Consider the following 18,749-nt stretch of genomic DNA (forward strand, 5'->3'; position numbering starts at 1 on the left):
CCTCAGGTGATCATGCGGATGGACAGCGGGTAGCGGTAGCGCTCGCCCTTGTTCGTGGCGATCGCGGCCATGATGTGGAAGACCAGTGACATGATCCAGACGGCGGGAAACAGGATGAAGCCGATGAAGGCGACCATCAGGATCCCGGAGACGACGTAGCCGATGAACATGGTGATCTGGAAGTTGAGCGCCTCCGCCGCCTGGTCTCTGACGTAGGGGGACTCGTCCTTCTTCATCAGATAGATGATCAGCGGGCCGATCCAGGAGACCAGCAGGCCCAGGAGGTGCGACAACATCGCCATGGTGGTGTCGTCGGTGCCGGGGCGGGGGCCGAACCTGCCGGGGACGTACGGCTCCTGGGGGCGGCCGTAGCCCTGGGGGGCCTGGTGCTGGGCGGGGCCGTATCCGGGAGGCGGGGGCGGGTATGCGCCGGGGTGGCCGTAGCCGGCGGGCGGCTGCTGACCGTAGCCGGAGGGCGGTTGCTGACCGTGGCCGGACGGCGGCTGCTGGCCGTAGCCGGGGGCCGACTCGGGCTGCTGCCCGTAGGGGACCTGCTGGCCGTAAGGGGCCTGCTGAGCGTACGGGGCCTGCTGGCCGTAGGGAGCCTGCTGGGCGTAGGGGGTCTGGCCGTGCGGGCCGGACTGGCCGTAGGGGGTCTGGCCGTGCGGGGCTGATTGGCCGTGCCCCGGCTGGTCGTTGCCCGGCTGGCCGTAAGCAGGCTGGCCGTACGCGCCGGGTTGCTCGTAAGAGGGCTGGGCGTAGCCGTCTGGCTGGCCGTACGGGCCGGGCTCGGCGTGGGCGGGCTGCTGCGGGCCGGAGGGCGAGGGTGGCGGGAGGTCCGATCGGGAGACCTTGCGGGTGGCGTCGTCCCCGTAGCCCGGCTGCTGAGGGCCGGAGGACGGGGCAGGTGGGAGGTCCGACGGGGAGACGCTGCGCGTGGCGTCGTCGTCGGGCGGCGGCTGGGGCGGGTCCTGGCTCTGGGACGGGTCCTGGCTCATGGTGCCTCCGTAACGAAGTCGATCAGCTCCTCGACCCGGCCGAGCAACTCCGGCTCCAGGTCCGTGTACGTCGAGACGGCGCCGAGGATCCGCCGCCACGCCTGCGCGGGCTCCATGCGCCAGCCCAGGGCGGCGATCACGCCCTCCTTCCACGGCACCCCGCGTGGTACGTCGGGCCACGCGGGGATGCGCAGCACCGACGGCTTGACCGCCTGCCAGATGTCGACGAACGGATGCCCCACCACCAGCACGTCCGGCGAGGTGATCTCGGCGGCGATCCGGCTCTCCTTGGAACCGGGCACCAGGTGGTCGACCAGTACGCCCAGCCGTCGCCCCGGCTCGGGCCCGAACTCCGCGACGATGGCCGGCAGGTCGTCGACCCCTTCGAGGTATTCGACGACCACCCCCTCGACCCGCAGGTCGTGCCCCCAGATCCGCTCCACGAGGGCGGCGTCGTGCACGCCCTCCACGTAGATCCGGCTCTGCCTGGCCACCCTGGCCCGCAGCCCCTCCACGGCGATCGAGCCCGACGCGCTGCGCCTGGGCCCGGCGGGGGCCCCAGCGGTGGACCCAGCGGTGGACCCAGCGGTGGACCCAGCGGTGGACGCCGTGGGGCGTACCAGGGTCACGGGCCTGCCCTCCAGCAGGAACGCGGCGGGCGCGAGCGGGAACAGCCGGCGTTTGCCGAACCGGTCTTCCAGCGTGACGGCCTCCTTGTCACAGGCCACCACGGCGCCGCAGAAGCCGCTGTCGGCGTCCTCCACGACGAGGTCCGGCTCGGCGGGCACCTTCGGGATCTTCCCCTTGCCCGGCCGCCGCCAATTTCCCGCCAGCACATCGCCCTCGTACACACGGGGACCGTAGCAAATCACCCACCGACCGCAAGGCGCTTACGCGCGCCGCCGCGGCGGACCAGGACGACGATCGTGCCGGCGACCGCGGCGAGCAGCCCTGCTACCGGGATCGCGATCAGGGCGACCAGCCCGCCGGCGACGCCGCCCACGGCCGACATGGCGTCGGGGCCCACGCCGTAGCGCACGGTGGCCTGTTCCTGGTTGACGCAGGTGAGCTGGTAGTCGCCCTTGGCCGGTGCGTTGATCACCAGGAACTGCTCCCACACCGCGCCCCCGGTCGTGACCGTCTGGGTGCCGGTGGTCTTGGCGAGCCTGGCCTGTCCTGGGCCGCCGGTGATGGCGCAGTCGTAGCTGACCTGGGTGTCGCTGGCGATGTACACGCCGGGCTTCTCGGCCGGGTCGACGGGTACGGTGACGCTTTCGCCGGACGCGAACGTACGGGTCGGGCCCGCGTCGGCCACGCCGCCGACGAAGAGCGCCACCCCGGCCGCGAGGCACACCACGAACACGCCCCAGGCGCCGGCCAGCCACCACAGGCTGGGTTTTATGGCTTTGGAAGATATTGGCGGTGGAAATTGGGCTTGTTGGCCGTATTGTCCGTACTGAGGTGGCGGGCCGAACGGGGCCGGCTCACCTAACGGAGGTGGCGCCTGTCCGAATTGTGGCGATTGGGGCTGTTGTCCGAAAGGTGGCATTTGTCCGAAAGGTGACGGCTGGCCGTACCCGGGCGGCGGACCCGGCTGTTGCCCTGGTTGTGGGCCTGGCTGTGGGCCTGGCTGTGGGCCTGATGGCGGGCCGGGCTGGGAGCCGGGCTGCGGGCCGTACTGAGGCGGTCGTGGTTGACCGTGGTAGGGACCCTGCCCTGGCGGCGGGCCGTACGACGGGGGCTGGGATTCGTCGGTCATGTGGGCAAGTGTGAGGCCTGTCGCTCGCAAGAAGCCAGACCAGGAGGGGACGCGGTGTTATCGCACCTTGTGGGCGAGAGCCGTACACTTGGCACTCAGGAACACAGAGTGCTAGACACCTCGTTCCTGATAAAGACAAGAGGCAGGAGGTGAGCACGTGCTCGACGATCGAAAGCTGGCGGTGCTCCGCGCCATTGTCGAAGACTACGTGTCCACCAACGAACCGGTGGGCTCCAAGGCGCTGGCCGAGCGCCACAACCTGAAGGTCTCCCCTGCGACGGTCAGGAACGACATGGCCGCGCTGGAGGACGAGGGATACATCACCCAGCCTCACACCAGCGCGGGGCGGGTGCCGACCGACAAGGGCTATCGGCTGTTCGTCGACCGGCTCTCGCAGGTCAAGCCCCTGTCGGGGGCCGAGCGCCGGGCGATCGAGACGTTCCTCGCCGGTGCGGTCGACCTCGACGACGTGGTCACCCGCACGGTGCGCCTGCTGGCGCAGCTCACCCGGCAGGTGGCCGTCGTGCAATACCCGACGCTCACCCGTTCGACCGTCAGGCATGTCGAGCTGGTCCCGCTGAGTGACCGGCGGGTCATGCTCGTGCTGATCACCAACACCGGCCGCGTCGAGCAGCGCGCCGTCGAGCTGCCCGAAGTGGTGGAGGACGCGCGGATCGCCCACCTGCGCGCCGTGCTCAACGCCTGTCTCGACGGCTGCGGCCTGAGCAGTGTGCCCGAGCTGGTCGCCGACCTGCCGGAGCGGCTGCCTGCCGAAGATCGGCCCGCCGTCGCCACGATCCTGTCGGTGCTGCTCGAAACGCTGGTCGAGCGGCACGACGAGAAGATCGTGTTCGCCGGGGCGGCCAACCTCGCCGGCGCCGACTTCACCATCGGCCTGCGCGACGTCCTGGAGGCGCTGGAGGAGCAGGTGGTGCTGATGCGGCTGCTCGGCGAGACTTCCTCAGACACCCCGTCCGCGCTCACCGTGCGTATCGGCTCGGAAAACCCCTACCTGCGCGGCACATCCGTCGTCGCGACGGGATACGGTTCTGGCGACAACCAACTCGCCCGGCTCGGCGTGCTGGGGCCGACGAGGATGGACTATCCCGTGACGATGGGCGCCGTACGCGCGGTGGCACGCTACGTCAGCCAGATCCTGGCTGCATCATAAGAGGTCGATAAGTGGCAAACAGCGACTACTACGCCACCCTCGGGGTGCGCCGTGACGCAAGTCAGGACGAGATCAAGAAGGCCTACCGCCGACTCGCCCGCGAGCTGCACCCCGACGTGAACCCCGATCCTGAGACCCAAGAGCGGTTCAAGGAGATCACGCAGGCTTACGAGGTGCTGTCCGACCCGAACAAGCGCCAGATGTACGACCTGGGCGGCGACCCCTTCGGCGGCGCCGGTGCGGGCGCGGGCGCCGGCGGGTTCGGGGCGGGCTTCCCGTTCAGCGACATCATGGACGCCTTCTTCGGCACGGCGAGCGGCGCCCGCGGGCCACGCTCGCGCGCCCGCAGGGGGCGCAACGCCACGATCCGGGTGGAGCTCGACCTGCGTGAGACGGCGTTCGGCACCACGCGCGAGCTGGTCGTCGACACGGCCGTGCTCTGCGAGGTGTGCCACGGTGCCGGAGCGGCGGCGGGCACCCATCCCGACACCTGCGACATGTGCAACGGGCGCGGTGAGATCTCCCAGGTCACCCGCTCGTTCCTGGGCCAGGTCATGACCTCGCGGCCGTGCCCGCAGTGCGGCGGGTTCGGCTCGATCATCCGCCACCCCTGCCAGGAGTGCTCCGGCGACGGCCGGGTGCGCACCCGCCGCACGATCAAGGTCCGCATCCCCGCGGGCGTCGAGGACGGCACCCACATCCAGCTCGCCGGCGAGGGCGAGGTCGGCCCCGGCGGCGGCCCGCCCGGAGACCTGTTCCTCGAGATCGTCGAGCGGGCCCACGAGATCTACGAACGCCGCGGCGACGACCTGCACTGCACCGTGCAGATCCCGATGACCGCCGCCGCCCTCGGCACCGTGCTGACCGTGGAGACGCTCGACGGCGCCGAGGAGATCGACGTCCGGCCCGGCACGCAGTCCGGCCAGGTCATCACCATGTACGGGCGGGGCGTGCAGCGGCTCAACGAGTCGGGCCGGGGCGACCTGCTGATCCACGTCAACGTCGAGACGCCGAGCCGCCTCGACCTCGCGCAGGAGGAGCTGCTGCGCGAGCTGTCCAGGTTGCGGGGCGAGGAGCGGCCGCCGGGCAAGTTCGCCCCGGGGCAGCAGGGCTTCTTCTCCCGGCTGCGCGACGCCTTCAACGGCCGGTGACCACACCGGTCTTCCTGTCCCACGACCTCGACGGCCCCGAGTTGACGCTCGGCGGCCCCGAGGGGCGGCACGCCGCCGCCGTACGCCGCCTGCGGGCCGGTGAGCGGGTCGATCTGACCGACGGGGCCGGAGCGGTCGCCGAGTGCGTCGTGCGCGAGACGCTGAAAGACGCGCTCCGCCTCGACGTGCTGAGCCGCTACGACGTCGAGGCGCCAAGGCCCCGGCTCGTGGTCGTCCAGGGTCTGCCCAAGGGCGACAGGGGCGAGCTGGCCGTCGAGATGATGACCGAGGCCGGCGTCGACGTGATCGTGCCGTGGTCGGCCGCGCGCAGCATCACCCAGTGGAAGGGCGACAAGGTCGCCAAGGCGCTGGGCCGGTGGCGTTCCACGGCCCGCGAGGCCGGCAAGCAGGCCCGCAGGTTCCATCTGCCCGAGGTGGCCGAGCCGGCCTCGACCGGGCAGGTGGAGCGGCTGCTGTCGGAGGCGGCGCTGGGGCTGGTGCTGCACGAGGAGTCGGCCGAGCCGCTGTCCGGGGTGGCGCTTCCCGCGGGCGGCGACATCGTGGTGGTGGTGGGTCCTGAGGGCGGGGTCTCGGAGGAGGAACTGGCCCGGTTCATGGCGGCCAAGGCGGCGCCGGTGCTGCTGGGGTCGACGGTCCTGCGGACGTCCACGGCGGGGGTGGCGGCGGCGGCCGTGCTGCTGAGCCGTACGGGACGCTGGTGAGCCGCTAGGGCGTCGTCTGGTCGGTGTCGAGCAACGGGGTGACCCCGCCGTCGGCGACCGGTGGCTCGGTCACCTCGTCGGCCGGTGGGCACTCCTCCGGCGGGCACGGCGACGGCTGCACGGTCGTCTCCACGGCCGTGGGCGTCGGAGAGGGCGAGAGCGAGGGGCAGTCGGACGGCGGCTCGGGCTGCGGCTCGGCGAGCGGCGTGGGGCACTCGGTCGTGGTGGGGGTCGGGGTCGGGGTGGGCGACGGTGACGGCCTGCTGGTCGAGTCGGCCTTGTGCGAGGGCTTCTGGGAGGCGGGCGCCGAGGTCTCGGGGATCACGACCGGATGCGACGGCACCGGGGCGGGCTCCTCCGACGGCGGCGGCAGGGAGCGGGTGGTCGAGGAGTTGGTCGGAGCCTTGGAGGACTCGTCGTCCACGGGCTGGACGGACATGCGGTCGATGATCTGGGAGCGCAGCTCGGGAACGGCCATCACGACCGCCCCCGCCACCAGGAGCGCGCTGGCGGCGGCCGCCCCCGCACGCCACCAGAACAGGTTGCGCACGCCACGCCGCTCGATGCGGGCACGGATGATCTCCAGTCCGTCCGGCGAGGGCACGACCGCGTCCGCCTCCGCGCGGAGCGCACGGCGCAGGCGTTCGCCGTGCTCGTCGGGGGGCTGGGTCATGACATTTTCTCCAGGACCGATCGCAGGGCGGCCATGCCACGTGCCGTGTGGCTCTTGACCGCGCCCTTGCTGATGCCCATGGCGTGGGCGATCTCAGCTTCGGACAGATCACCGTAGTAGCGAAGGACGAGTGCTTCTCTCTGGCGGGTGGGCAGGGCGCGTAACGCCTCGATGACGGCAGAGCGTTCCAACTCGCCGATCGCGCCGTTCTCGGCGCTCGGGGCGTCGGGCAGGCCCTTGGGAGCATACTTCTCGACGACCGCGCGGTGACGCAGCACGGACCTGGACCGGTTGACGACAGATTGACGCAGGTAGGCGAGTGCTTTGTCGGGATCACGCAGTCTACGCCAGGCGCCGTGGATGGCGACGAACGCATCCTGCACGACTTCCTCAGCCGTTGCCATGTCGCGCACCAGCAACACGGCGAGACGCACCAACGACCGGAAGTGCGCGCTGTACAGCGCGGTTACGGCCATGTCGGCATCCCACCCGACCGGCACCGCCCCCATCGACCTGTCGGCCAGAAGGGTTTCGGTGGTCACATCAGTGGGACGCGCGGCCTTCCCAGAGGGTTTACGCTCTTCCGGTTCTTGAGGTTTCCCCGGTTCGTTAGGGTGCATTACCCAGTCGTGTCCTCGCCAGGTGGCGCTCGCCCGACCCTGAATCGTCTTTTTAGCTGAAGTGTCGCACACTCACCCTAACCGTGTGGATCTTCCTCCGCACGACACAGGTGATTACCGATTCGCAACGGACTTCCCAGCGGCCGACTCTCGGTAGGGTGATCAGGTGAGCGATTGCCTCTTCTGTAAAATCGTCGCCAAGGAGATTCCCGCCGAGATCGTTTACGAAACCGGCCGGGCTCTGGCGTTCCGCGACACCAACCCGCAGGCGCCCACGCACGTGCTGGTCGTCCCGAAGTCGCACTACACCGACGCGGCCGCGCTGGCGGCGGCCGACGACGGGCTCGCCGACGAGGTGCTCAAGACCGCTCACGAGGTGGCCGTGCTCGACGGCGTGGCCGAGGGCGGTTACCGGATCGTCCTCAACACCGGCTCCGGCGCCGGCCAGACGGTCTTCCACGTGCACGCCCACGTTCTCGGTGGGCGCAATCTGACGTGGCCGCCCGGATAGCCGCCAGGCGGCCATCCTGACACCCGCCCTGACCACTGCTCGGCGGCCTCCCCTGACAACCGTCCCGGCGACCGGGCACGGTGATATTGGCGCGAGCAATCGGCCTGCTCCCGGATACGATGGGCGGAGAAGAACTCAGCAAGAGACCGGGAGGCATCAGGCCGCTGGCCTGCCCATGTCCGAACTACATGAATCCCGACGTACAGCACCTCCCTCGCGGACTCAAGCGAAGGTGCTGATACCGGACGAATACCCGATGGTCAGCCTCCTGGGCTCCCGCGACGAGCTGCTACGCGTCATCGAGGGTGCCTTCCGGGCCGACATCCACGTACGTGGCAACGAGATCACCGTCACCGGCAGCCCCGACGAGAGCGGCACCGTGGTCCGGCTCTTCGAGGAGCTGGTCGAGGTCCTGCGCAGTGGTGGCGAGCTGACCCCCGACGCGGTCGAGCGCAGCATCGCCATGCTCCGCATGACCTCCGACCGGCCCGCCGAGGTGCTGTCCCTCGACATCCTCTCCTCGCGGGGCCGGACGATCCGCCCCAAGACCGTCAACCAGAAGCGCTACGTCGACGCGATCGACCAGCACACGGTCGTGTTCGGCATCGGCCCGGCCGGCACCGGCAAGACCTATCTGGCGATGGCCAAGGCCGTGCGCGCGCTGCAGGAAAAGCGGGTCAACCGCATCATCCTGACCCGCCCGGCGGTCGAGGCCGGCGAGCGGCTCGGCTTCCTGCCCGGCACGCTCTACGAGAAGATCGACCCCTACCTGCGACCGCTCTACGACGCGCTGCACGACATGGTCGACCCCGACTCGATCCCCAAGCTGATGGCCGCGGGCACGATCGAGGTCGCGCCGCTCGCGTACATGCGCGGGCGCACGCTCAACGACGCCTTCATCATCCTCGACGAGGCCCAGAACTCCTCGGCCGAGCAGATGAAGATGTTCCTCACCCGGCTCGGCTTCAACTCCAAGATCGTGGTGACCGGCGACGTGACGCAGGTCGACCTGCCCGCGGGCACGGTCAGCGGCCTGCGGGTGGTGCAGGAGATCCTCGACGGCATCCCCGACATCCACTTCGCCCGCCTGTCCAGCGCCGACGTGGTCCGCCACAAGCTGGTCAGCGAGATCGTCGACGCCTACGGGCGCTACGACGCCACGCAGGCGGCCCTGGAGCCGAAGTCGATCCAGCATCGGGGGAAGCGGCGACCGTGAGCATCGAGATCAACAACGAGTCCGGCGTGGGGGTCGACGAGGAGAACCTCGCCGCCCTGGCCGCTCACGTGCTCGGCGAGCTGGGCATCAACCCGCTCGCCGAGCTGTCCGTCGTGGTGGTCGACGAAGACGCCATGGCCGAACTGCACGAGAAGTGGATGGGGGAGCCGGGCCCGACCGACGTGCTCGCGTTCCCGATGGACGAGCTGCGTCCCGGCGGCGGCGCCCGCGGTGAGGGCGACGGCCCCGCCGACCCCGCGCTGCTCGGCGACGTCGTGCTCTGCCCGCAGGTCGCCGCCAGGCAGGCGGAGGAGGCCGGGCACAGCACCGCCGACGAGCTCGACCTGCTGTGCACCCACGGCATCCTCCACCTGCTCGGCTACGACCACGCCGAGCCGGAGGAGCACAAGGAGATGTTCGGACTGCAGTCCCGGCTCCTCGAGTCGTGGCAGGGGGTGCGCAACCCGCGGTGAACGCCTGGTTGTTGCTGGCCATCGCCCTCGTGATCGTCGGTGGCCTGATCGCCAGCGCGGAAACGGCACTGACGCGCATCTCCAGGGTGCGTGCCGAGGAGTTCGTACGTGAGTCGCGGCGGGGTTCGGCGCGGCTGCAGGCGATCGTCACCGATCCGCCCCGCTACCTCAACCTGCTCCTGCTGCTGCGGCTGAGCTGCGAGCTGGTGGCCACCGTCATCGCGACGCTGCTGTTCATCGACCTCTTGCACGACCAGGGCTGGGCCTACGTCTGGGCCGCGGTCGTGATGATCCTGACCAGCTACGTGGTGGTCGGGGTCATGCCCCGTACGCTGGGCCGCCAGCATGCGGAGCCGGTCGCGCTGGCCGGCGCCCCCATCGTGTACGGCCTGACCCGCATCTTCGGCCCCCTGCCCAAGCTGCTCATCCTGCTCGGCAACGCGCTGACGCCCGGCAAGGGCTTCCGCGACGGCCCGTTCACCTCCGAGGCCGAGCTGCGCGACCTGGTCGACCTGGCCGAGGAGCGCAGGGTGATCGAGCCCGACGAGCGCGAGATGATCCACTCGGTCTTCGAGCTGGGCGACACGCTGGTGCGCGAGGTCATGGTGCCGCGTACCGACATGGTCTACATCGAGCGCGGCAAGACGATCAGCCAGGCGCTGTCGCTCGCGCTGCGCAGCGGCTTCTCCCGCATCCCGGTCGTGGGCGAGAACGAGGACGACGTCGTCGGCATCGCCTACCTCAAGGACATCGCCCGCAAGATCCACGAGTCGGGCGAGGGCGGGGGCAAGGAGACGGTCGAGTCGATCATGCGCTCGGCCGCGTACGTGCCGGAGAGCAAGCCCATCGACCAGCTCATGCGGGAGATGCAGGCCCGGCAGATCCACATCGCCATCGTCATCGACGAGTACGGCGGCACCGCCGGGCTCGTCACCATCGAGGACGTCCTGGAGGAGATCGTCGGCGAGATCACCGACGAGTACGACCAGGAGGCGCCCCGGGTGGAGGCCATGTCCGACGGCGCGATGCGGGTGACGGCCCGCATGCCGGTGGACGAGCTGGCCGAGCTGTTCGACGCCGAGATCGAGGTCGACGACGTCGAGACGGTGGGCGGGCTGCTGGCGCACGCGCTCGGCCGGGTGCCGATCGCGGGGTCGCAGGCGGAGGTGGCCGGTCTGTCGCTGACGGCGGAGAGCCTGGCGGGGCGCCGCAACCGGATCAGCACGGTGGTGGTCAGACGGGTCATCCCGCCGGAGGACGAGGCCGTCCCGGCCGCCGCCGAACACGACTAGCCAGGTCACCCCGGGTACCCACGGCCGGGCGGTGCCGCTTGCCGACAAAGAGGGTAGATGCCGCAAGCGTTCTACAAGTCATCTGCAAGCCGCCTCCGGCACTCTCTAACCACGACATCCAGTGCGGTGGGTGTCATAGGGGGAGGCATCCGAGGGCCGGGTGGGGTTCGCGGCCCGAGGATGTTCCCCGGGGGGACGACGGCGTCCCGGCCTGGCAGGTCGTGACGCTGGTCGGCGTAAAGGGTGTTCTCGTCCGGAAATCCGGATGGGAGCACCCTTTTTGCGTATTGGTGGACACTCCTCTGGATTGCCACATTCGTCGGTGGGGGAGGTTGCCGTCCAGGGGGGATCATGAACCGCAAACCAGGGATCGTCGCCTGCGCGCTGCTGACCGGCCTCCTGGCGGGATGCGGCGGCGGGGGAGCGGGAAGCTTCCTCGACGCGCAGGCCATGGCGCAGTTGCGCGAGGTGCTCAGCAAGGAGCCGCCCTTGCCCGACGGCTTCACCGTACGGCCGGAGCAGGCGTGGCGGATGCCGTTCGCGCAGGCGGACCGGAACTGCGTGGCCATGCTGGAGCCCGCGGGCGGACGGCCCCCAGGGCAGTCGCTGACCGCGCAGGCCGCCGTCAGCTACCAGGGCTACGGGCTGGGGGAGCAGGCCGGGGTGGGGCTGGCCAGGTACGCAGGCCACGAGGCCGCCGGGCACCTCGACGACCTCGCCGGGGCGATGGACGACTGCCGCCACGTCCACACCTCCAACGGCACGGACCTGCGGCTGGAGCCGTTCGAGGTCGACGACGCCGGGGACGAGGCCGTGGGGGCGCGGATGCGCGGACGGCTGAACGGCTACCCGTACGCGATGGACGTCGTGCTCTCGCGGGTCGGCGACACGCTGGTGTCGGTCGTGCACACGGGCATGAACGACGTGGACGCCGCTCGTACCAGGAAGGTGGTCGAGGCGGCCATTTCCATGGTCAGCACCTAACCTGGTTGCGTGAACCCTGAAGACAGCAAGATCATCACGCTGGCCCGGGCCGCCAGGGCGCGCAACGGCTCCGCCGAAGGGGCGGCCGTGCGCGACGAGACCGGCCGCACCTACTCCGCGACGAACGTGGGCCTGTCCGCGCTGACGCTGTCGGCGGTGCAGGTGGCGGTGGCCATGGCGATCTCCGGTGGCGCCCGCTCGCTGGAGGCGGTGGCGCTGGTGAGCGAGGGCGACCCGAGCCCCGCCGACGAGGCCGTGGCCGCCGAGCTGGGCGTGGGCAAGCTGCTCGTGGCCGGTCCCGACGGCACGCTGCGGGGCTGACATGCCGATGTCCCCCTTCCTGGCGAGGTTGCGGGAGCTGATCGGCTCCGAGCTGCTCATGCTGCCGTCGGTGTCCGCGTTCGTGTTCGACGACGACGGCCGGTTGCTGCTGGCCCGGCACGGCGACGTGGGCCTGTGGGCCGCGCCCGGCGGCGGCGTCGACCCCGACGAGCGTCCCGAGGAGGCCGTGGCCAGAGAGCTGCGGGAGGAGCTCGGCGTCGAGATCGAGATACGCGGCCTGATCGGCGTGTACGGCGGCCCCGAGTTCCGCACGCTCTACCCCAACGGGCACCAGGTCGCCTACGTCATCACGGCCTACGGCTGCGTGCTGGCCCCCGGCTCGCCGCGGCCGGAGCCCGACGGGGTGGAGATCAACGACGTCCGGTGGACGTCCGAGGCGGAGCTGCCCGCGCTCGACACCACCACGTGGATGCCCGGCGTGGCGCCCCTGGCCTACGCGTGGTGGCGTGAACACCACCGTTGATGGGCCACAATGCACTATGTGACTTCGCCAGACAGCCATCGCGCCGGATTCGCCTGTTTCGTGGGGAGGCCGAACGTCGGCAAGTCCACGCTGATGAACGCCCTGGTCGGCACGAAGGTGGCGATCACCTCGTCCAAGCCGCAGACGACCCGGCGCGTCATCAGGGGCATCGTGCACCGTCCCGACGCCCAGCTCGTCATCGTCGACACGCCCGGCCTGCACCGGCCGCGCACGCTGCTCGGCGAGCGGCTCGACAGCCTGGTGCTGTCCACGCTGACCGAGGTCGACGCGATCGGCTTCTGCGTGCCAGCCAACGAGCCCATCGGCAAGGGCGACCGGTTCATCGCCGACAAGCTGTCGGCGGTGCGCAAGACGCCGGTCGTCGCCGTGGTGACCAAGTGCGACCTGGTCGGCAAGGAGCAGGTCGCCGAGCAGTTGCTGGCGGTGTCGCAGGTGGCGGAGTTCGCCGCGATCGTGCCGGTGTCGGCGCAGTCGGGCGACCAGCTCGACGTGCTGGCCGACGTGCTGATCGAGCACATGCCGGAGTCGCCGCCGCTCTACGAGGACGGCCGGCTCACCGACGAGCCGGAGCAGGTGCTGGTGGGAGAGCTGATCAGGGAGGCGGCGCTGGAGGGCGTACGCGACGAGCTGCCGCACTCGATCGCCGTGGTCGTCGACGAGATGCTGCCCCGCGAGGGGCGTGACGACCTGCTGGACATCTACGCCCACATGTTCGTGGAGCGGCCCTCGCAGAAGGCGATCGTCATCGGGCACAAGGGTGAGCGGCTGCGCGAGGTGGGCACCAAGGCCCGCGCGCAGATCGAGGCGCTGCTCGGCACGCGGGTCTACCTCGATCTGCGCATCAGTGTCGCCAAGGACTGGCAGCGCGATCCCAAGCAACTGCGCCGGCTGGGCTTCTACGACTGAGCCGCGCGACCTTTCATGCGCGTCGGACGAGCGCCGCGACAGACGCGTCGGACGAGCACCATGACTGACCCGTCATGGCGTGGCGGACCAGCGCCGCGACCGATCCCTCAAGCGCGGCGGACCAGTGCCGCGACCGACAGCAGGACGATCGCCAGGGCGCAGGCCAGCGCGCCGAACCAGCCGGCCCTGACCACCGGCTCGATCGACAGCAGGTCGCCGAGGTCGACGGAGACGCGGTCGCGCAGCCCGCTGCCCCCGGCCACGAACATCACCAGCGACAGCACCGCCACCCCGCCCGGCACCGCGGCCAGGGCGGCGAGCCTCGGGTGGGCGAGCACGCCGGCCAGCCCGCAGCCCACCGCCGCTAGCCCGGCCACCAGCGTGTAGACGCCGAACGCGTCGTCGATCCCGCGTACGTCACCGGTCACGCCGATGCCGATGAGGTTGCTGGTCGCCTGGAGCCCGGCCCACGGCAGCACCGCGCAGCACACGAGCAGGACGCCGCCGGCCAGCACGGCCAGCGCGTAGCCACGGTGGAGTCTCGGCCTGGCGGGCGTGGGGATGAGGTCATCGGCCACCCGATCACTGTATGCCGGGGGCGGCCCGCCCACCACCGTACGCAACGCAGTCGTCACCGTGGCGCGGCAGGCTCCGCCCCCGGTTCCAGGGTCGTGCGCTCGCCCCACTCCAGGCGGGAACGCAACAGTACGGCGTCGTCGGCCAGGGCGGACACCAGCGTGCCCGCCGCCGCGGGGCCGGCCAGCGGCAGCACCGCCACGCCCGCGGCCACGGCAGGCTCCTTGGCGGTCGCGGTCAGAAACGTGGTGCCGACGCAGCGCGCGGAACCGTACACGGCGGGGGAGGCGTCGAGCTCCGGGTCGCCGACCGTGAACTCCTGCCTGAGCAGCGGCAGGCCGTCGCGGGTGACGTCGAAGCGGGCGTGGCAGCGGCCCGCCGCCTCGCCGTGACGGCCGAGGACGATCTCCTCGCGCCAGAGCACGCTCGCGCCGGGCTCCAGCGCGAGCCGTACCAGGAGGCGGTGTTCGCAGCCGGCGGCCAGCACGGTCGGCTCGGGCGTGAACCGCAGCGTGGCGCCCGCCCCGACGTGGGCGGTGACCAGCAGCTCGGACGCGCCCTCGCCGGGCAGGACCAGCGTGGCGGCGACCGAGCCCAGCTCCAGCGTGGTGCGCGGGGCGAGGCTCAGGTCGAGCCGGAGCCGGTCGCCGCCGAGCGGGCCCGCCGCGGTGGAGACGAGGTGGACGGTGACCGGGCCCGTCTGGCGCAGCGTCAGCGGGGGCGCGGAGGCCAGGCGGCCGATCACCGTACGGCCGTCGTCCGCCCGCGCGGTCGCCACCGCGGCGCTCGCCCGCATGGCGCGCCGCCCGCGGTGCGTCCCTCGAAGCGTGCAGGTCGTGGCGGGAGGCGTCACGAGACCGGGGCCGCGTGGCTGTGGGACCACGCCAGCACCTGCTCGGACACCCAGTCGGCGACCGTCTCGGCGGACGGGTCATGCCTGATCGAGGTGAACAGCACCGGCCGCGCACCGCGTACGGCCGCCGCGTCGCGGGCCATCACGTCCAGGTCGGCGCCCACCATCGGGGCCAGGTCGGTCTTGTTGACCACCAGCAGGTCGGCCGACGTGACGCCGGGGCCGCCCTTTCGCGGCACCTTGTCACCGCCCGACACGTCGAGGACGAAGATCTGCCGGTCGGCCAGCCCGCGGCTGAACGTGGCCGTCAGGTTGTCGCCCCCGCTCTCCACGATCACCAGGTCGAGCGGGCCGAAGCGGTATTCCAGGGTCTCGACGGCGTCGAGGTTCGCGGCGATGTCGTCGCGGATGGCGGTGTGGGGGCAGCAGCCGGTCTCGACGGCGAGGATGCGCTCCTCGTCGAGGACGCCCGTGCGGCGCAGGAAGTCGGCGTCCTCGGTGGTGTAGATGTCGTTCGTCACCACGCCCAGGGAGAGCCGCGGGCCGAGCGTCCGGCACAGCGCGGCCACGAGGGCCGTCTTGCCGCTGCCCACCGGGCCGCCCACGCCGAGGCGCAGGGCCCGGCCGCGGCCGTCGGGGGCGTGGTGATGATCGTCGTGGTAGGCGCCCATGTCAAAGTCCTTTCTAGGAGACGAACAGCCTGACCTCGGCCCGTGCGTGCTGCTCGGCGAGCAGGTCGAGGCCGGGTGCCGAGTGCGCGGGCAGCGCCCCCCAACGGGAGGCCCAGTGGGAGGTGGGGTCGGGGCCGGAGGCGGGGTCGAGTCCGCAGGCGGCGGTGGACAGGCAGGCTTGGGCGGCGACGGCGGTGAGGTCGGGGGTCAGCTCGGCCAGCAGGGCGTGCACGGCCACCGGGTCGAGGCCCAGCAGCCGGACCGCCGCCGTGGCCGGGCCGCTGATCGCCTGGTAGGCCGCCGCCAGCGCCGCCTCCTCGGGTGTGGCGCCCGCGGCGTGCGCCGCCGCGCCGAGCGCGATCGGGTGGTGCGGGTTCGGCACGTCCAGCGCCAGCCGGTCCAGCACGGGTGACGGCCAGACGCGGCGGGCGACGCGGAGCAGCAGCCTGCCCTGCGTCCTGGACGCCTCCCGCTGGGCGGGCGCGGCGGTGCGCGCATCCGCCTCCGCGTCCAGCAGCGCCCAGTCCGGCCCTGTCCGGTCTGGCCCTGTCCGATCTGGCGCTGTCCGGTCTGGCGCCGTCCGGTCCGGTACGGCGTTCGGCATCGCCAGGTCAGACGCGCTGTCCGGTGCCGGGACGGTCGGTGTGGCGGCTGCCTCGGCGCAGGCGGCGGCGGTCAGCGCGGTGGCGACGAGGCCCGCGGTGTGCAGCCGCCCCCGGAGGAACGACCGCAGCGTCGGCACGTCGTGCACGGCCCCGGACGCGACGGCACGCTCGGCGCCGCCCGAGTGGGCGTGCCCGCCCGCCGGGAGCCGGGAGTCGGTGAGCAGCAGCAGGGCAGGTGTCATCGGAGTGTTCATCAGAACAGGAAGTACCGCTGGGCCATGGGCAGGGTGGTGACGGGGTCGGGCTCGACGAGTTCGCCGTCGATGCGGACCTCGAAGGTGTCGGGTGCCACCTCGATCGCCGGCATCGCGTCGTTGAGCGGCATCGACGCCTTCCCCCGCCGCCGTACGTCCGCCACCGGGGCCAGGCGGCGCCGTACGGACAGCCGGTCGGCCAGCCCCGACTCCAGCGCCAGTGGCGAGACGAAGTGCAGCGAGGTGGCCGCCGCCGTGACCGGGGAGGCGCCGAACATGGGACGGGGCAGCACCGGCTGCGGCGTCGGGATCGAGGCGTTGGCGTCGCCCATCTGCGCCCAGGCGACCACCCCGCCCTTGAGCACCAGGTCGGGCTTGACCCCGAAGAAGGCCGGGTCCCACAGGACGAGGTCGGCGAGCTTGCCGCGTTCGACGGAACCCAGCTCGGCGTCCAGGCCGTGGGCGACGGCGGGGCAGATCGTGTACTTGGCGATGTAGCGGCGGGCGCGCAGGTTGTCGGCCGGGCCCGCCGCCGCGTCGCCGAGCGGGCCGCGGCGGGCCTTCATGACGTGCGCGGTCTGCCAGGTGCGGATGATCGTCTCGCCGATCCGGCCCATGGCCTGCGAGTCGGAGCCGATCATCGAGATCGCCCCCAGATCGTGCAGCACGTCTTCCGCGGCCATGGTGCCGGGCCGGATGCGCGACTCGGCGAAGGCCAGGTCCTCCGGGATGGACGGGTTGAGGTGGTGGCAGACCATCAGCATGTCGAGGTGCTCGTCGAGCGTGTTGACGGTGTGCGGCCTGGTGGGGTTGGTGGAGGAGGGCAGGATGTTGGGGCAGCCGGCCACGCGGATGATGTCGGGCGCGTGCCCGCCGCCGGCCCCTTCTGTGTGGTACGCGTGGATCATCCGGTCGTCGATGGCCTTGAGCGTCGACTCGACGAAGCCGGCCTCGTTCAGCGTGTCGGTGTGGATGGTGACCTGCACGCCCGTGGCGTCGGCGACGCGCAGGCAGGCGTCGATGGCGGCGGGTGTGGTGCCCCAGTCTTCGTGCAGCTTGAACCCGGAGGCCCCCGCTTCGAGCTGTTCGAGCAGGCCCTCCTCGCTGACGGTGTTGCCCTTGCCGAGCAGGGCGAAGTTCAGTGGGTAGGCGTCGAGCGACTCCAGCATCCTGCCGAGGTACCAGGCGCCGGTGACCGTGGTGGCCTTGGTGCCCTCGACGGGCCCGGTGCCGCCGCCGACGATCGTGGTGACGCCCGACGCGATGGCCTCGTCGAGGAGCTGCGGGCAGATCAGGTGGACGTGCGAGTCGACGGCCCCGGCGGTGAGGATCTTGCCGTTGCCCGCCAGCACCTCCGTGGAGGGCCCGATGACGATGTCGACGCCGTCCATCGTGTCGGGGTTGCCCGCCTTGCCGATGGCGAGGATCCGGCCGTCGCGAACGCCGATGTCGGCCTTGATCACCCCCCAGTGGTCGAGGATGACCGCCCCGGTGACGACCAGGTCGGCCGCGCCCTCGGCGCGGGTCGTGCGGGCCTGGCCCATGGACTCGCGGATGACCTTGCCGCCGCCGAAGACGGCCTCGTCGCCGGGACCGGCCGGTCCGATGGACAGGTCGTCGGTGACCTCGATGAACAGGTCGGTGTCGGCCAGCCGGATCCGGTCGCCGGTCGTGGGGCCGTACAGGGCCGCGTAGCGGGCGCGCGAGATCCGGGCCCCGGGGCCGTCAGCCATCGAGCGGCCCCGCCCACTCCGGACGCAGGCCCGGCACCACCCGGTTCCCGGCCAGCGGGACCAGTCTCACGTCACGTTCGACGCCCGGCTCGAACCTGACCGCGGTCCCGGCGGGCACGTCGAGCCGCCTGCCCCAGGCCGCCTTCCTGTCGAACTCCAGGCCGGGGTTGGCCGCGGCGAAGTGGTAGTGCGAGCCCACCTGTACGGGCCGGTCGGCCGTGTTGACCACGCGTACCGTGACCCGCTCGCGCCCCGGGTTGAGCGTGATGGGCCCGTCGGGGTGCGTGTAGCCGCCCGGGATCACGGGATGGGCCTGTGCACGGTGACCAGCTTCGTGCCGTCGGGGAACGTGGCCTCGATCTGCACGCTCTGCAGCATCTCCGGCACGCCCTCCATGACGTCGGCCCGGCCGAGCACCGACCGGCCCGCCTCCATCAGGTCGGCCACGCTGCGCCCGTCTCTGGCGCCCTCCATGAGGAACGAGGCGATGAGGGCGGTGGCCTCCGGATGGTTGAGCCGCAGGCCCCGTGACCGGCGCTCGCGCGCCACCCCGGCGGCGACGTGGATGAGCAGCCGCTCCTGCTCGTGTGAGGTAAGCCGCATGGCCGGACCATAGGAACCGGCCGTTACCTCGCTGTTGCCGCAGCGTGTCGTGTCGGTTTCACCCTCGGGCGAACGCCGATGTGTCCGATTATGTGCGATTGTGAAACTTTGGCAATAGCCAATTAACCATCGAGATCTTTCGGCGAAATGCC

23 protein-coding genes are annotated in these 18,749 nt (G+C 71.4%); 11 read left to right on the forward strand and 12 right to left on the reverse strand.

The features are described 5' to 3' along the window. Positions 1-2: 2 nt before the first annotated feature. From ABD844_RS42465 to ABD844_RS42475, 3 genes are read right to left on the reverse strand one after another with little or no spacing between them, the layout of a single operon-like run. Positions 3-998: a DUF4870 domain-containing protein gene (locus ABD844_RS42465; protein WP_344891882.1), complete on the reverse strand. Its 996-nt coding sequence runs from the start codon at positions 996-998 to the stop codon at positions 3-5. After that, positions 995-1,849, reverse strand: coding sequence for a DUF3097 domain-containing protein (locus ABD844_RS42470; RefSeq protein ID WP_344891885.1), 855 nt, complete (start codon positions 1,847-1,849; stop codon positions 995-997). Before ABD844_RS42470 ends, ABD844_RS42465 begins: the two co-directional genes overlap by 4 nt. A gap of 17 nt (positions 1,850-1,866) precedes the next feature. Beyond that, a complete protein-coding gene (locus tag ABD844_RS42475; RefSeq protein ID WP_344891888.1) occupies positions 1,867-2,355 on the reverse strand; it encodes a hypothetical protein in 489 nt (162 codons plus the stop codon). A gap of 559 nt (positions 2,356-2,914) precedes the next feature. Here ABD844_RS42475 and hrcA point away from each other — a divergent pair. Genes hrcA through ABD844_RS42490 form a run of 3 tightly spaced genes read left to right on the forward strand, consistent with a single transcriptional unit; the run spans position 2,915 to position 5,801 of the window. Beyond that, positions 2,915-3,928, forward strand: a complete 1,014-nt coding sequence (hrcA, locus tag ABD844_RS42480; RefSeq protein ID WP_344891891.1) for a heat-inducible transcriptional repressor HrcA — start codon at positions 2,915-2,917, stop codon at positions 3,926-3,928. An 11-nt stretch (positions 3,929-3,939) separates the two neighbouring features. Continuing rightward, positions 3,940-5,079 carry a molecular chaperone DnaJ gene (dnaJ, locus tag ABD844_RS42485; RefSeq protein WP_344891894.1) on the forward strand — a complete coding sequence of 380 codons (1,140 nt, stop codon included), beginning with the start codon at positions 3,940-3,942 and terminating at the stop codon, positions 5,077-5,079. Continuing rightward, positions 5,076-5,801 carry a 16S rRNA (uracil(1498)-N(3))-methyltransferase gene (locus tag ABD844_RS42490; protein WP_344891897.1) on the forward strand — a complete coding sequence of 242 codons (726 nt, stop codon included), beginning with the start codon at positions 5,076-5,078 and terminating at the stop codon, positions 5,799-5,801. The genes dnaJ and ABD844_RS42490 overlap by 4 nt, the downstream gene beginning before the upstream one ends. Before the next feature lie 4 nt (positions 5,802-5,805). Here the strand turns inward: ABD844_RS42490 and ABD844_RS42495 are convergent, their stop codons facing one another. Both ABD844_RS42495 and ABD844_RS42500 read right to left on the reverse strand, forming a co-directional pair. Beyond that, entirely contained in the window at positions 5,806-6,474 is a 669-nt protein-coding gene (locus tag ABD844_RS42495; protein ID WP_344891900.1) for a hypothetical protein, read from the reverse strand. After that, a complete protein-coding gene (locus ABD844_RS42500) occupies positions 6,471-6,983 on the reverse strand; it encodes a SigE family RNA polymerase sigma factor (protein ID WP_049573205.1) in 513 nt (170 codons plus the stop codon). Before ABD844_RS42500 ends, ABD844_RS42495 begins: the two co-directional genes overlap by 4 nt. 277 nt (positions 6,984-7,260) lie before the next feature. On the opposite strand from ABD844_RS42500, the gene ABD844_RS42505 reads away from it, so the two are divergent. The 8 genes from ABD844_RS42505 to era all read left to right on the forward strand — a co-directional run bounded on the left by ABD844_RS42505 (position 7,261) and on the right by era (position 13,302). Beyond that, the gene (locus ABD844_RS42505; RefSeq protein WP_344891903.1) at positions 7,261-7,605 is read left to right on the forward strand and encodes a histidine triad nucleotide-binding protein; all 345 of its coding nucleotides are present in this window, start codon (positions 7,261-7,263) and stop codon (positions 7,603-7,605) included. Positions 7,606-7,780: 175 nt separating this feature from the next. Further along, positions 7,781-8,821: a PhoH family protein gene (locus ABD844_RS42510; protein ID WP_344891906.1), complete on the forward strand. Its 1,041-nt coding sequence runs from the start codon at positions 7,781-7,783 to the stop codon at positions 8,819-8,821. Then, a complete protein-coding gene (ybeY, locus tag ABD844_RS42515; RefSeq protein ID WP_344891909.1) occupies positions 8,818-9,294 on the forward strand; it encodes an rRNA maturation RNase YbeY in 477 nt (158 codons plus the stop codon). The genes ABD844_RS42510 and ybeY overlap by 4 nt, the downstream gene beginning before the upstream one ends. Then, a complete protein-coding gene (locus ABD844_RS42520) occupies positions 9,291-10,586 on the forward strand; it encodes a hemolysin family protein (RefSeq protein WP_344891912.1) in 1,296 nt (431 codons plus the stop codon). Before ybeY ends, ABD844_RS42520 begins: the two co-directional genes overlap by 4 nt. Before the next feature lie 351 nt (positions 10,587-10,937). Next, positions 10,938-11,570 (forward strand): hypothetical protein, encoded by a 633-nt coding sequence (locus ABD844_RS42525; protein ID WP_344891915.1) that lies wholly within the window; start codon positions 10,938-10,940, stop codon positions 11,568-11,570. Between the two features lie 9 nt (positions 11,571-11,579). Then, positions 11,580-11,891 carry a cytidine deaminase gene (locus ABD844_RS42530; protein WP_344891918.1) on the forward strand — a complete coding sequence of 104 codons (312 nt, stop codon included), beginning with the start codon at positions 11,580-11,582 and terminating at the stop codon, positions 11,889-11,891. Position 11,892: 1 nt separating this feature from the next. After that, positions 11,893-12,375, forward strand: a complete 483-nt coding sequence (locus ABD844_RS42535) for an NUDIX domain-containing protein (protein WP_344891921.1) — start codon at positions 11,893-11,895, stop codon at positions 12,373-12,375. An 18-nt stretch (positions 12,376-12,393) separates the two neighbouring features. Further along, positions 12,394-13,302, forward strand: coding sequence for a GTPase Era (gene era / locus ABD844_RS42540; RefSeq protein ID WP_425568746.1), 909 nt, complete (start codon positions 12,394-12,396; stop codon positions 13,300-13,302). A gap of 107 nt (positions 13,303-13,409) precedes the next feature. On the opposite strand, the gene ABD844_RS42545 is transcribed toward era, so the two are convergent. The 7 genes from ABD844_RS42545 to ABD844_RS42575 are packed head-to-tail and all read right to left on the reverse strand — an operon-like array spanning position 13,410 to position 18,597. Then, positions 13,410-13,880, reverse strand: a complete 471-nt coding sequence (locus ABD844_RS42545) for a hypothetical protein (RefSeq protein ID WP_344891927.1) — start codon at positions 13,878-13,880, stop codon at positions 13,410-13,412. A gap of 53 nt (positions 13,881-13,933) precedes the next feature. Then, on the reverse strand, positions 13,934-14,761 hold the full coding sequence (locus ABD844_RS42550) for an urease accessory protein UreD (RefSeq protein WP_344891930.1): 828 nt from the start codon (positions 14,759-14,761) through the stop codon (positions 13,934-13,936). After that, on the reverse strand, positions 14,728-15,402 hold the full coding sequence (gene ureG, locus ABD844_RS42555; RefSeq protein ID WP_344891933.1) for an urease accessory protein UreG: 675 nt from the start codon (positions 15,400-15,402) through the stop codon (positions 14,728-14,730). The genes ABD844_RS42550 and ureG overlap by 34 nt, the downstream gene beginning before the upstream one ends. A gap of 13 nt (positions 15,403-15,415) precedes the next feature. Then, a complete protein-coding gene (locus ABD844_RS42560; protein ID WP_344891936.1) occupies positions 15,416-16,261 on the reverse strand; it encodes an urease accessory protein UreF in 846 nt (281 codons plus the stop codon). Beyond that, positions 16,261-17,994 carry an urease subunit alpha gene (locus ABD844_RS42565; protein ID WP_344891939.1) on the reverse strand — a complete coding sequence of 578 codons (1,734 nt, stop codon included), beginning with the start codon at positions 17,992-17,994 and terminating at the stop codon, positions 16,261-16,263. Before ABD844_RS42565 ends, ABD844_RS42560 begins: the two co-directional genes overlap by 1 nt. Then, positions 17,987-18,298, reverse strand: a complete 312-nt coding sequence (locus tag ABD844_RS42570; protein WP_344891942.1) for an urease subunit beta — start codon at positions 18,296-18,298, stop codon at positions 17,987-17,989. Before ABD844_RS42570 ends, ABD844_RS42565 begins: the two co-directional genes overlap by 8 nt. Continuing rightward, positions 18,295-18,597, reverse strand: a complete 303-nt coding sequence (locus ABD844_RS42575; protein ID WP_344891945.1) for an urease subunit gamma — start codon at positions 18,595-18,597, stop codon at positions 18,295-18,297. Before ABD844_RS42575 ends, ABD844_RS42570 begins: the two co-directional genes overlap by 4 nt. Positions 18,598-18,749: the final 152 nt, after the last annotated feature.

Source organism: Nonomuraea antimicrobica (assembly GCF_039536965.1).
Lineage (GTDB): Bacteria > Actinomycetota > Actinomycetes > Streptosporangiales > Streptosporangiaceae > Nonomuraea > Nonomuraea antimicrobica.

What these genes read in the sequence shown, in the direction of transcription:
- ABD844_RS42510 (WP_344891906.1), top strand. Translation starts at nt 7,781, where the DNA reads ATGTCCGAACTACATGAATCCCGACGTACAGCACCTCCCTCGCGGACT.
- ABD844_RS42500 (WP_049573205.1), bottom strand. Translation starts at nt 6,983, where the DNA reads ATGGGGGCGGTGCCGGTCGGGTGGGATGCCGACATGGCCGTAACCGCG.
- ureG (WP_344891933.1), bottom strand. Translation starts at nt 15,402, where the DNA reads ATGGGCGCCTACCACGACGATCATCACCACGCCCCCGACGGCCGCGGC.
- ABD844_RS42575 (WP_344891945.1), bottom strand. Translation starts at nt 18,597, where the DNA reads ATGCGGCTTACCTCACACGAGCAGGAGCGGCTGCTCATCCACGTCGCC.
- ABD844_RS42565 (WP_344891939.1), bottom strand. Translation starts at nt 17,994, where the DNA reads ATGGCTGACGGCCCCGGGGCCCGGATCTCGCGCGCCCGCTACGCGGCC.
- ABD844_RS42535 (WP_344891921.1), top strand. Translation starts at nt 11,893, where the DNA reads ATGCCGATGTCCCCCTTCCTGGCGAGGTTGCGGGAGCTGATCGGCTCC.
- ABD844_RS42560 (WP_344891936.1), bottom strand. Translation starts at nt 16,261, where the DNA reads ATGAACACTCCGATGACACCTGCCCTGCTGCTGCTCACCGACTCCCGG.
- ABD844_RS42525 (WP_344891915.1), top strand. Translation starts at nt 10,938, where the DNA reads ATGAACCGCAAACCAGGGATCGTCGCCTGCGCGCTGCTGACCGGCCTC.
- ABD844_RS42465 (WP_344891882.1), bottom strand. Translation starts at nt 998, where the DNA reads ATGAGCCAGGACCCGTCCCAGAGCCAGGACCCGCCCCAGCCGCCGCCC.
- ABD844_RS42495 (WP_344891900.1), bottom strand. Translation starts at nt 6,474, where the DNA reads ATGACCCAGCCCCCCGACGAGCACGGCGAACGCCTGCGCCGTGCGCTC.